The 12681-nt window shown below is 51.7% G+C and carries 8 protein-coding genes; 1 reads left to right on the top strand and 7 read right to left on the bottom strand.

Annotated features, from left to right (window positions below):
- Positions 1–2: 2 nt before the first annotated feature.
- Genes HZB61_11165 through HZB61_11135 form a run of 7 tightly spaced genes read right to left on the bottom strand, consistent with a single transcriptional unit; the run spans position 3 to position 10727 of the window.
- Complete coding sequence (locus HZB61_11165) at positions 3–722, bottom strand: two pore domain potassium channel family protein (GenBank protein MBI5057160.1); 720 nt, start codon at positions 720–722, stop codon at positions 3–5.
- Entirely contained in the window at positions 719–2041 is a 1323-nt protein-coding gene (locus HZB61_11160) for a hypothetical protein (protein ID MBI5057159.1), read from the bottom strand. The genes HZB61_11165 and HZB61_11160 overlap by 4 nt, the downstream gene beginning before the upstream one ends.
- 23 nt (positions 2042–2064) lie before the next feature.
- Positions 2065–3474 (bottom strand): pyruvate kinase, encoded by a 1410-nt coding sequence (gene pyk / locus HZB61_11155; protein MBI5057158.1) that lies wholly within the window; start codon positions 3472–3474, stop codon positions 2065–2067.
- A gap of 25 nt (positions 3475–3499) precedes the next feature.
- On the bottom strand, positions 3500–4801 hold the full coding sequence (locus HZB61_11150) for an ATP-dependent 6-phosphofructokinase (GenBank protein ID MBI5057157.1): 1302 nt from the start codon (positions 4799–4801) through the stop codon (positions 3500–3502).
- Complete coding sequence (locus HZB61_11145) at positions 4798–6027, bottom strand: acetate kinase (GenBank protein MBI5057156.1); 1230 nt, start codon at positions 6025–6027, stop codon at positions 4798–4800. The genes HZB61_11150 and HZB61_11145 overlap by 4 nt, the downstream gene beginning before the upstream one ends.
- Positions 6024–8126 carry a phosphate acetyltransferase gene (gene pta / locus HZB61_11140; GenBank protein MBI5057155.1) on the bottom strand — a complete coding sequence of 701 codons (2103 nt, stop codon included), beginning with the start codon at positions 8124–8126 and terminating at the stop codon, positions 6024–6026. Before pta ends, HZB61_11145 begins: the two co-directional genes overlap by 4 nt.
- Positions 8127–8153: 27 nt before the next feature.
- Entirely contained in the window at positions 8154–10727 is a 2574-nt protein-coding gene (locus tag HZB61_11135; protein MBI5057154.1) for a glycogen/starch/alpha-glucan phosphorylase, read from the bottom strand.
- 827 nt (positions 10728–11554) lie between these two features.
- Between HZB61_11135 and serC the strand changes: the two genes are divergently transcribed.
- Positions 11555–12637, top strand: coding sequence for a 3-phosphoserine/phosphohydroxythreonine transaminase (serC, locus tag HZB61_11130; GenBank protein MBI5057153.1), 1083 nt, complete (start codon positions 11555–11557; stop codon positions 12635–12637).
- Positions 12638–12681 lie beyond the last annotated feature (44 nt).

Raw genomic sequence — 12681 nt, 5'->3', positions numbered from 1 at the left:
CTTCACTCTTCTTTCTTTGCCCGGTGCTTTTGTACATGCAATGAAACCAGGCGCGCTATAAGAATGGCCGGGAAAAGCTGCCCTACAAGCGCTTCCGCCATCGCAAGGTTCCTGGCGATCGGATGTATCGCAGTGATATCTCCGTAGCCCACTGTAGTAATGGTGCTGATACTGAAATAATGAAAGACCTTCCATGATTGACTGTCGATCTGCATCATGGGCCGGTCCTGGATTTGAAAAGAGCCGGGAGCTATGAACTCGATCAGAAAATATGCCAGAGAAAATGCCATTGCAAGCAGCAGGTATGCGGCAACAGCGCCCTGTATCCGGTGGCCAGTCACCGGCCCTTCCTTGTACACATGGCCCAAAACAACAACCGCAAAAGCAAGCGAGGACACAAGCGATAAAAAAATGTCCCATCCCGCCAGCCAGGTCCCGCCGGATATCAAACGCGCCCAGCGGACAAATATGATCAACGCGACTATCACGGCAAAAACCGTCTGGATGACTTTGTGGCGGGTCAATTCAAACACACCGGCCAGAAACAGCAGAGAGTAAGTTAAGTTGGTCAGGAGGTTGATGGCCAGCCTTTCTCCAAACACACTCGTCAGCGAGGGCAGTATAAAAAAGTAAAAAATAATTATTCCAAGCAGCACCGATAAATTCCGTTCTTCAGACCAGAATGCTGATAGATGTCTTAATACTATGCGTTTTGAACTCATTGTCTTTTGGGAGAAGTAGCTGCTAATTCCAGGGTCTGATTGAAGACCCGCAGGCTCTCTTTATCGTTCAGGATACCAACGTGAGTAGCATCAAACCCGTAGACCTTTTGAACAGCAAACTGCTTCCTCGGGTCCAACTGGCTTTTAAGTGTAATGACACCGTCGCTGCTGTCGCTCGATCTGACAAGGGAGTCGTCCCTGTAACCGAAAAAAAGATAAGAAGGCGACTCCGGACTGCACCTTTGCCGGTACATGTTATCAAGAAAAGCGCTCCCCTCAGCAACGTCCTTCCAGGAAGGCACAACGAGCGGGGCATATTCAACTCCGGTCTTCGCACCCCCGACTCCCCCGTAAGGTGTTGAAAAGGAAATATACATTTTGAGATATTCAGGGGTCCCGTCGCGGCAGAGCTTGTTGATGGCATCCTGGGCCACCAGCCCCCCCATGCTGTGGGCCACGATTATCAGGCGGTTATTGACGATGCTTTTGTTAATATCGATAATTATCCGCGCAAGGAGTGAGCCGAGTTTTTCGAGGGGAAGACCTGAAGGATAATAAAAAAACCACGGCTGGAACCGTGCCCGGTCCATTCCATCGATGATAAACTTCCAGTCCTGAGGCGTGCCGCCGACCCCGTGAACAAAAAGGACCTGTATCTTGCGGGCGTCATATTCTTCAAGGCCAAAGAAAAATCCCTGTGTATGGGTGATCAATGCGGTGGGCTGGTAAAGCCCCACCTGTCCGTAGCGGGCATCGAAGAAATCATCTCTCAGAGAGTCATAAATATAGGTGCGGTGAGTGACCTTGATTTGCAGTGGAAAAGCGGAAACTCTGGGACGGTCAAAATCAATTGCAACCTTCGGGCCTTCCACTGTAAAGCTATCCTTTGTCAGGCCGGCAGCTACCCTGACGGGATCATCAGGTGAGGTCTGTCCGACCAACTCATGTGAATCAAAAGTACCGTTCCGGTCGAGGTCCGCAAAGAAGAATAATGTATATTCCCCTTCAGGGACAAAGACGGTGTAAAAGGGGATGCCAATCACGAGCTCCCTGGCAACTACCACTTCATCCTTCCCGAAGCGATTAGATACGATTACGGAGAGAAGGGGAGTGTCCCGTTGCGAACTGAAGGCAAGGTAACCCTGGAGGCGGAAGCAGTCCTCCGGGGAGAGTTCCATAAGCAATTCCACCCGCTGCTGATTCTGGAAGGCGTTCTCTACGCTTTTGTGCCTCTGAAGAAATCCAAGGTATCCGGAGACTTGAGCGCATCCCGCAAGGACAAAAGCTGATAACAATAAAATAATAAGCCTTCTCATCATATCGTCTTTACCCTCTTAACTCTTTAACTCGGTCCCTCGATCTCGATGATCTCGACACGATGGTTCGTTTCAGAGTGCCTTGAAGAAGGCCCCTCTGTCAGCACCACGAATTTACCTTTGATGCTGTGCGACGCGAGCCAGTCCTTAACGTACACACGCCAGTTCTCAGGATGCGAGGGTTCGCACACCGCAAATACTCCATAAGTAAATTGCAGTCTCTGGCAGGTCGCCTCATGCGACGTGACGGCAACTATCCAGACTGGAAGCCTGAACCGCGAAATGCTCCTTGCCGTAGCCCCGCTCTTTGTCGGAACGAATACCGCAGCCGGGGCAGAATGTTCAAAGATCGTCTCGACGCTGAGGGAGATAAGGCTTTTGATGTCCGGCGAAGAATCTTTTATACCGCACATTGGGCGATGGGGCTCAGTAGAAGCGGCAATCCTCGACAATACCGAGACAGCCTCTACAGGATACTTTCCTGTGGCCGACTCCTCGGAAAGCATGACACAATCAGTGCCGTCGAGAATGGCGTTCGCCACATCAGTGGCCTCCGCCCTTGTGGGCCTCCGGTTGTCCGTCATCGACTCAAGCATCTGAGTTGCCGTGATCACCGGCTTGGCGCGCAGGTTCGTTTCTCGTATCAAATGCTTCTGAACAACCGCGATCCGCTCAATCGGAATTTCAACTCCGAGGTCTCCTCGGGCGATCATGATGCCGTCCGCTGCTTCGATGATCTCATCGAGATGATCGAGCGCGCTCGACCGTTCGATCTTGGCGATGACAAATGGATTATATCCGAGTGATGTCGCCGCGTCCCGCACTGCCGTGATGTCCGAGGCCCTCTCGACGAATGACTGGCTGACCGCATCAACGCCAGCTTCAAGCGCAAAGCGCAGGCACTCGCGGTCGCGTTCGGTGAATGCGCTGATGCCGAGGTCTATGCCCGGCAGATTAAGTCCCTTCCGGGAGCGCAGCTCTCCGCCAACTATGACGCGGCACTGCACGTCGCTGCCTTCGACACGGACCACTTCAAGCTGGATCAGGCCGTCGCTTAAAAAAATAATGTCACCCTGTTTCACCACCCGGGGCAATTTACTGAAACTGACAAAGACGCGCTGCTCATCTCCAACGCACTCTTCGGTGGTCAGTTTAATTAAAGAGCCCGGCTTCAGCCAGACCGGTTCATTTGCAAGCATTCCTATGCGTATCTTCGGGCCCGGAAGATCTGCGAGGATTGCGACACGCCTGCCTTCTTCTTTTGCCGCCGCGCGGATAGAGCCGATAACTCTCTTATGTTCTTCAAATGCGCCGTGTGAAAAATTGAGGCGCGCCACATTCATGCCGGCCCTGATCATCTCCCGTAAAATTTCCGGCGAATCAGAAGAAGGGCCAATTGTGCAGACGATCCTGGTTTTGTTGGGTGACAGGTCCATGAGTCTCTTCTCCTTTTCCATCTTATCACATGCTCTTTGGCTGCCCGGTGGATGAAAGCACCGCGGCCCAAAGCCAGTGTTCGGTGTCAAGCTGTTTGCGCCGCGAAACTGCCGCAGAGATCGGCACGTGCGTGAAATCTCCGCGCCATCCACTGACGATCATGTCTGTCTTTCCCGCCATTCCCGCGTGGACCGCATTCTGTCCGAGCAGGAGGCAGAGGGCCGCGTCCCGCGCATTCGCAGGCATACTCCTGATCGTATAGCTCGGGTCAATATATTTCAGGTTCATCTCAATATGCTTTTCTTCAAAATGGCGTCTAATCCGGTCCCTCAAAAAAATGCCGATGTCCCCAAGCCGCACATTGCCGGAAGCATCACGGGTATGCGTGTCCTCCATGAGGTACTGTCCCGCCCCCTCGGCTGTCACAACAAGGGCATGGCCCTTTTTTGAAAGTCTCTCTTCCAGCGATGCGAGAAAACCCTCAAGGGTAAAGGGAACCTCAGGCACCAGGCAGAAATTTACCTCGCTGTTTGCGAGTGTCGCGTATGCCGCGATAAATCCTGAGTGGCGTCCCATCAACTTCACGAGGCCGACGCCGTTACGCGCACCCGTGGCCTCGACGTGCGCGGAGTAGAGCGATGTCTTTGTCTCTGTCACAGCCGTTTCAAAACCAAAGGTCTCCTGAATGAAAGCAATGTCATTATCGATCGTCTTTGGAATTCCTATAACTGAGATCGTCAGCCCCCGCCGTTTCACCTCCTCCGCGATCGCGCTCGCCCCGCGAAGGGTCCCGTCGCCTCCGATGGTAAAGAGGACCCCTATTTTCAATCGCTCAAGGGTATCTGCCATCACGCCGATATCCTGCGCCCCGCGGGATGAGGCGAGGACCGATCCCCCGCTCTTATGAATGCCCTTTACTGTCTCAGGGGTAAGGGCGACTGGTTCATGGCCGTATTTGGGGACAAGGCCCTCAAAGCCGAAACGGAAACCGTAGATTGTCCTCACTCCGTAATGGTTGTAAAGGCTGAGCACTATGGAACGGATCACGTCGTTGAGTCCCGGACATATCCCGCCGCAGGTGACAATGCCGCATCTGAGGGACGAAGGTTCAAAGAATATCTTCTCCCTCGGACCGGCTATCTCCATTTGCGGAGGCTCGCAACCCGCGTCAAGGCACTCCCTGACCTTCCCTAAATGGGAGTCGAATAGCACGTGCCCGTCGTCATGGACAAACGGCACATCGGTCATGGGCGAAGTGATACTGCACTCGCCAAGACGGGAAACAGTAAAGTCCGGAATTTCTCTTTTCATATCAGCCTCCGTCATTGAACATTTTTTGGTGTTACGCCGGATGCAGAAATTATTTGCATCGTCTGTCTCGCTATCGCGAGCTCCTCGTTCGTCGGGACCACGAGGAGTTTTACTTGCCCTTCAGCCCTCTGTATCTCAAAGACACCTTCATACTGTAATTTGTTTTTGTCATCATCTATCATGATGCCGAGGCAATCGAGTCCCTCGCATGAGCCCTTGCGCACCTGCGAAGCATTTTCCCCTATCCCTCCGGTAAAGACTATCGCGTCGACCCTTCCCAGCACAGCATAATACGCGCCGATGTATTTCTTTATCCTGTAACAGAACATCGTGATCGCAAGCCGCGCCCTCTTGTTCCCCTGTTCCGCGGACCGCTGTATCTCGCGCATATCATTTGCGCCGCATATGCCGAGGAGCCCGCTCTCGTGGTTCAGCAGCGATTCTAATTCGTCACTCGTTTTCCCGGCGCTTCTGCTTAAATAAAATTGTATTGCAGGATCGATATCTCCGCAGCGGGTCCCCATTATCAGGCCTTCGAGCGGGGTCATGCCCATCGAGGTATCAATGCTCTTGCCGCCTTTCAAAGCTGCCGCGCTCGCCCCGTTTCCAAGGTGAAGAGTTATGAGGTCCAGTTCCAGCAGAGGTCTTCCTAAATGTCCGGCTGCCCGGTTCGCAACGTACTGATGCGATGTCCCGTGAAATCCGTACCTGCGGACATGGTGTTCTGTGTACAACTCGTACGGAAGGGCGTAAAGGAATGCGTGCTCAGGCATTGTCTGGTGAAATGATGTGTCAAATACCGCCACCTGCGGCACATCAGGCATATGCTCAAGGGACGCCTCTATTCCCATCAGGTTTGCAGGATTATGCAGAGGCGCAAGCGGCAGCAGCCTTCGGACCGAATCCACTACCGTATTGTCTATCAATACAGGTTCGTGGAAAATTTCTCCTCCGTGGACAACGCGGTGGCCTATGCCTGAGAGTTCGTTCCTGTTTCCGATTATGCCGGACTCTTCGATAACGGTGTCAACAAGTATTAAACCTTGTCTATGGTCTGAAACCTGCCCCCCATAAATTCTTTCCACGAAACTGCCCGACGATTCTCTCCACCGGTGAACGAGCCTGCTGTTGTGTTCTCCGATCCTTTCGAGCAGTCCGGTTGCGAGCACGGAGAACTCCACGGCGTCGAACACCTGATACTTTATCGATGAGCTCCCGGAGTTGATGACGAGGACCTTCATTTCTCAAACTCCTTCGACTGTGCCTGAATCGCGGTGATGGCAACGGTGTTAACTATGTCCGTCACCGTTGCCCCGCGGCTTAGGTCATTCACCGGGTTTTTCAGCCCCTGAAGCACAGGACCGATGGCCACTGCATTTGCAGAACGCTGCACGGCCTTGTATGTGTTGTTGCCTGCGTTGAGGTCGGGAAACACAAACACAGTGGCATGGCCCGCGACCTCGCTGCCCGGCATCTTTGTGCGGGCGACATTCACATCGACTGCCGCGTCGTACTGGATCGGCCCTTCGATCTTGAGATCAGGACGGAGCTGTCTTGCGATGCGCGTCGCCTCCCTGACCTTGTCCACCTCTTCGCCCTTTCCGGACTCCCCGGTGGAATATGAGAGCATCGCAACGAGAGGCTGGATGCCGAACAGTTGCGCGGTCTCCGCTGAGCTGACAGCTATGTCCGCCAATTGTTCCGCACTTGGGTCAGGGTTGACAGCGCAGTCGCCGAAGACCGCCACATGGTCTTCAAGACACATGAAGAAAACGCTCGATACTATCGAACAGCCCGGTTTTGTTTTTATGATCTCCAAAGCGGGGCGTATGGTGTGCTGTGTCGTATGGACCGCTCCCGATACCATGCCGTCAGCATGTCCGGAGTAAACCATCATGGTCCCGAAATAACTGACATCCGTCATAATGTCATGGGCCATCTCCGGGGAAATGCCCTTGTGTTTGCGCAGCTCATAGAAAGTATTAGAAAAGGTTTCGCGCAGCTCCGTGGCCCCGGGGTCGATGATATTCGCCTTTTGAAGGTCCAGTCCTAATGCGCCTGCCTTCTGCCGGATCTCATCCGGATTTCCCAGCAATGTAATATCGACAACGTCCCTGAGCAGCAGGATCTCCGCTGCGCGCAGGACCCTTTCCTCAATACCCTCCGGCAGCACGATATGTCTTCTGTCAGCCTTTGCTGTATGAATTAATTTGTATTCGAACATGAGCGGCGTGACGCGGGACGAGCGGGTCATCGAGAGGCGTTTTCCAAGCTCGGAGAAGTCGACATTGGCCTCCATGACTCCCAGCGCAGCCGCTATCTTGCGCGTGTTGCCGGGAGTGATCGTGCCTTTTACCGAACTTGCCTGCATGGCAGTTGTAAAGGTGTCTGTTGAAACAATAAAGACCGGGACCTGTGATTTGTTCAATCCCTCAACAAGCCTTTTCACCTGAGGGGCGGGCATAAGGTTGCCCGTCAGCATCAGTCCGGCGATATGCGGATATGCCCCTGATGCGTCCGCGATCAGCGTCCCAAGGATAATGTCCGAACGGTCACCGGGTGTGATAATCAGGCTGCCCTCCCGCAGGTAGTCAAGAAAATGAGGAAGCTCCATAGCAGCGACTGTGAAGTGGGCGACATCCCTGTAAAGACCGGCAGCGTCTCCGATTATGAGGGCGGCATTAAGCGCAGTCGCGATCTCTCCGACTGTCGGTTTGCCGAGCGCGTCGACCTCAGGCACGACGAAGAAGGATGTTTTTTGTGTAATCGCGGACCTTAGCCGGGCGGATAATTCCCGGACCTGATCAGGTGCGACCCGGTTGACGATAATTGAGAGGACATCGCAATGTCTTTTTTCCAGAGATTCGAGAAAAGCGCTTGCCAATTCAACGATCTCCGCAACTGTCCTGCCGCTCCCTTTGACCACCGGTAATATGAGGCATCCGAGGTTATTGGCTGCGTCCGCGTTGAGATCTAATTCAAGGGGCAGCGGGGCAGCGCCCGTGAAATCAGTGCCTACACACAATATAAAATCACAGCGGGATTCCAGTGTTTTGTATTTATCAAGGACCAGCTTGAGCAGCTCATCATACTGTCCTGCCGATACCATCTTCTGCGCTTCTTCAACAGTGCATCCGAACATGCTCTCATAAGGGAGGTTAAGGTCGTAGCGGGATGTAAGAAGCTCAATGGCGCGGTCGCGTTGAGCTCCAGCGCGGGTCAGAGGCCTGAAAAATCCGGTCTTCAATCCGGTCCGTGTGAGGAGCTCCATCAGGCCGAGCATGACAACTGATTTCCCCGCCTGCGGTTCCTCGCTCATAATATAAAGGCCCTGCGGCATCCGCGCCCTCCTTCTACTAACTACTTGCTACTGTCTACTTGCTACTCCTCGCTTTGACATGCTTGCGGCCCTTTCCTGTATCGTCCACTCCACATTTCCTGACATGTCAACAACCACAGGCTCCGCCTTCCAGATGTCACGGCAGTATTCTTTTATCGCGCGGTCGGAGGAAAACTTTCCCATGCGCGCCGTATTCAGAATGGACATCCGCGTCCAGTTTTCACGGTCACGGTATGCCGCTTCCACTCTTGCATGACAGTCGATGTAGGATTGAAAATCCGCAAAGAGCATGTATTCGTCGTGATACATGAGGGTGTCCAGGAGCGGCCTGAACAGGTCGGTATTGTCAGGAGAAAAGCGCCCGCCCCGTATGAGCTCCATTACTTCTCTCAACTGCTGGTTTGAATAATAGAACGCAGAGGGATTGTACCCCTGCGATTTTGCCTCCTGTACCTGTTTTGCCGTGAGCCCGAAGAGAAAGAAATTCTCAGCGCCGACCTCTTCCCGTATCTCTACGTTAGCGCCGTCAAGCGTGCCGATGGTCAGCGCGCCGTTCATTGCGAACTTCATGTTCCCGGTCCCTGACGCCTCTGTCCCGGCTGTCGAGATCTGCTCCGACAGGTCGGCGGCAGGGTATATCCTCTGCCCGTTCTTTACATTGAAGTCGGGAAAGAACACCACCTTCAGCCGTCCGCGCACATCAGGATCGTTATTGATCACCTCAGCGACAGAGGTGATGAGCTTGATCATCAGCTTCGCCATAAAATAGCCTGGGGCGGCCTTGCCTCCAAAGATGAATGTCCGGGGTACGATGTCAACATTCGGGTTAAGCTTGATTTGAATATAGAGTGAGATGATGTAAAGGACATTGAGATGCTGGCGCTTGTATTCATGGATGCGCTTGACCTGCATGTCGAAGAGCGAATCTGGATTTACAATTATACCTGTCACCTCTTTTATCCGTGCCGCAAGTCTTTTTTTGTTTTCAAATTTCACGCTGCGCCACTCATCGCGGAACTCTTTGTCATCCGCAAATTCCTCGATCCTCCTGAGTTCATTTAAATCCTTGATCCATCCGGGGCCGATCTTACCGGTGATAAGTTCAGTCAGTCCGGGGTTGCTCAGGACCATCCAGCGGCGCGGTGTGACGCCGTTGGTCTTGTTGCTGAATTTCTCCGGGCTGAATTCGTAAAAGTCGCGCAGGACTGTGCTTTTCAAAAGCCCGGTGTGCAGAGCTGCCACACCGTTTATGGCATGACTGCCGACACATGCAAGGTTCGCCATCCTTATAAAGCGGCCGCCTGTTTCGTCGATAATCGACATCCGCCTCACACGGTCTTCGTCACCCGGATACCGCCTTTTCACATCCTCAAGAAATCTCCAGTTGATCTCGAAGATGATCTCAAGATGCCTCGGCAGAAGTTCCCCGAATAATTGCAGGGACCACTTTTCCAGCGCCTCTGGCAGAAGGGTGTGGTTTGTATATGCAAAGGTATTCACGGTAATGTGCCATGCCTTTTCCCAATCCATCAGGCGCTCGTCTATGAGCAGGCGCATAAGCTCGGCAACAGCTATGGACGGATGGGTATCGTTGAGCTGGACTGCGTAGGTTTCATGGAGCGTGTCGAGGCTTTTACCCCTTCCGAGATGAATTCGAATAATGTCCTGCATAGAACAGGAGACGAAGAAGTACTGTTGTTCAAGCCGGAGGTGCTTGCCCTGAAGCTGCTCGTCATTCGGATAAAGGACCTTGGTAACATTCTCTGACACAACCTTGTCCTCAACAGCGCGATAATAATCGCCGTGGCTAAAAGCCTGAAGATCAAAAGACTCGGTTGCCTCGGCCTTCCACAGACGAAGAGTATTGCAGGCCCCGACCCTGTAGCCTATCACCGGTGTGTCATAGGCAGTGCCTCTTACAATGCGGTGTGGCGCCCAACGCACGCAATAGCGTCCCTGTTCGTCCAAATAACTCTCGGTGCGGCCTCCTAACTTAACATCTATAACAACTTCCGGGCGCGCGATCTCCCAGGGATTGCCGAACCTGAGCCACTTGTCCGTCTTTTCAACCTGCCACCCGTCCCGCAGCTCCTGGTCGAAGATACCGAATTCATACCTTATTCCGTATCCAAAGCACGGGATTTCAAGTGTTGCCATCGAATCAAGGTAACACGCCGCAAGACGTCCGAGTCCTCCGTTGCCGAGGCCGGGCTCTTCTTCCTGCTCAAGGAGCTGATCGATGTCGAACCCGGCTGCCTTAAGGGCGTCGCGCACCTCGCTGTATATGCCGAGGTTGATAAGATTATTGCCGAGATGCGGGCCCATGAGAAATTCCACTGAGAGATAACAGACGACCTTAAAATTTTTTTCCTTGTACGTATGAAGCGCGTGGGCGGCCCTGTTCATCATGCGGTCCCGCACAGTGTAGGCAAACGCCATGTAACGGTCGTTCATTGTGGCAATATCGGGGATGCCTCTTCCCTGCACACAAATGAGATTTTCCACATAGGCACGCCATAGCGTATTAAGACCTAATCCGCTGCGAACATCTTCACACGGGCCACCGTCATCTGGCGGTTTTTTTTGAACAGGCTTGTCCATTATGCCGCTTTTTTATCCATAAAAAAAGGCTGAGCTGCCCAACCACTCTTACTATCGTAAATATCACTTAGCAGAGTCGCTGTCAAGGAAATATCTTTATTTCTTTATTAGACTTACACGCAGCACACGGCTGTAAAATGAATTCAATGAGAAGCTTAATGGATAAAATACACAGCACTGACAAGCGAGACTGCTCTCAATACTGATTTTAGCTTTCGTTGTTAAGGGTTAGAAAGTTATGGCAGCTATTTTAAATCTATACCTTACCTTGTTTTATTCTGCTTTAGAAAATAAAACGGGCTTACAAAAAGTTACAGTAGTTCCTGGGTCTTTTGTCTGCTCGCAGCTTTGTCTGAAAGAGTATATATAATTCTTTCTTCATTGAGCAAGGAGTTTTTTTGATATTTTAATTTTTCTAAATATAGTTTTCTCTCTGTCTTATTCTTTTTATCTTTATATATTTAAAATAAAAAAGAGTAGAAAGGTTGTTGGCATTGTTGATTAGGAGGCAACCGGACATAAAAGAAAAGGGAAAACAGGTGTTGATAATTTGTTGAGGTTTCCAGAGGTAACCAACTTGACAAAACACGGTCGAAATGATACCCTTCAAAGTCGATAAGATTAGTTAAATCACATGCCGGAATCGTCAATGTTCCCTTATTGTATACAGCTCATAAAATCTAAACTAAAGAAGATAAGATGAAAATATATTTATCACAGATGGTTTCAAAAAAAATGGTGTCAATAAACAATGACGTCGAAGTTACTAACAATTATCCGGCATCGTTCAACAGGATTTGTACAGTGTCGGAAAAAGGGGCCGCATGATGTCACGCGTATTTAATTTCAGCGCAGGGCCGGCAATGCTGCCGCAGGAAGTTTTGGAGCAGGCCGCCTCCGAGATGCTTGACTGGCGCGGAAGCGGCATGTCCGTAATGGAGATGAGCCACAGGGGCAAGGAATATATCTCCATCGCCAAAAAGGCTGAAACAGACCTGAGGGAAATAATGGGAATTCCCAATAATTACAAAGTCCTTTTCCTTCAAGGCGGTGCGTCAACCCAGTTTGCGATGATACCCATGAATTTATTGCGTGATAAAAAGACCGCTGATTATATCAATACAGGGCAATGGTCAAAGAAGGCGATCTCAGAGGCCAAGCGTTACTGCACAGTGAATGTCGTTGCAACGAGCGAGGCCAAAAATTTCACAACCGTGCCGCCGAGATCTGATTGGAAACTCAATCCGGATGCCGCATATGTTCATTACACGCCAAATGAAACCATCGGCGGAGTGGAGTTCGATTCCATCCCGGACGCGGGCAAGGTCCCGATTGTTGCCGACATGTCTTCAACGGTCCTCTCACGTCCGATCGATGTGTCTAAATTCGGCCTCATCTATGCTGGAGCTCAGAAGAATATAGGTCCCGCCGGTTTGACGATCGTGGTCATCAGAGAAGACCTGATCGGCGATCCGCTTCCCGGAACGCCTGTTATGTTCACTTACAAGACACACGCGGAAAATGATTCCATGTACAACACGCCGCCTACTTACGCATGGTATATCGCAGGGCTGGTGTTTGAATGGATAAAGAGAAAGGGCGGCCTGACGGAGATGGCGGAGATAAATAAGCGCAAGGCTGATAAGCTTTATGCCGCTATTGATAAGTCCGGGTTTTATAAAAATCCGGTCGATCCGCAATACCGCTCATGGATGAACATACCGTTTACCCTGAAGAATGCTGAACTCGACAATAAATTTATTGAAGGGGCAAAGGCCGCCGGATTAGTAGCGCTTAAAGGCCATCGCAGCGTCGGCGGCATGAGGGCCAGCATTTACAACGCCATGCCGGAAGAGGGCGTTGACGCCTTGATAACATTTATGCAGGAATTTCAAAAGAAGAACGGGTAATTGCAGGGGCACGTTCAACGCGCCCTTCCTGACAAAGAGAGAAA

This window comes from Nitrospirota bacterium (genome assembly GCA_016214845.1).
Taxonomy (GTDB): domain Bacteria; phylum Nitrospirota; class Thermodesulfovibrionia; order UBA6902; family UBA6902; genus SURF-23.
The sequence above is the reverse complement of the archived record's forward strand: the minus strand, read 5'-3'. Positions and strand labels throughout refer to the sequence as shown.

Coding starts and splice junctions, on each gene's coding strand:
- serC (MBI5057153.1), top strand. CDS start 11,555: ATGTCACGCGTATTTAATTTCAGCGCAGGGCCGGCAATGCTGCCGCAG.
- HZB61_11160 (MBI5057159.1), bottom strand. CDS start 2,041: ATGATGAGAAGGCTTATTATTTTATTGTTATCAGCTTTTGTCCTTGCG.
- HZB61_11145 (MBI5057156.1), bottom strand. CDS start 6,027: ATGAAGGTCCTCGTCATCAACTCCGGGAGCTCATCGATAAAGTATCAG.
- pyk (MBI5057158.1), bottom strand. CDS start 3,474: ATGGACCTGTCACCCAACAAAACCAGGATCGTCTGCACAATTGGCCCT.
- HZB61_11135 (MBI5057154.1), bottom strand. CDS start 10,727: ATGGACAAGCCTGTTCAAAAAAAACCGCCAGATGACGGTGGCCCGTGT.
- pta (MBI5057155.1), bottom strand. CDS start 8,126: ATGCCGCAGGGCCTTTATATTATGAGCGAGGAACCGCAGGCGGGGAAA.
- HZB61_11165 (MBI5057160.1), bottom strand. CDS start 722: ATGAGTTCAAAACGCATAGTATTAAGACATCTATCAGCATTCTGGTCT.
- HZB61_11150 (MBI5057157.1), bottom strand. CDS start 4,801: ATGACGGAGGCTGATATGAAAAGAGAAATTCCGGACTTTACTGTTTCC.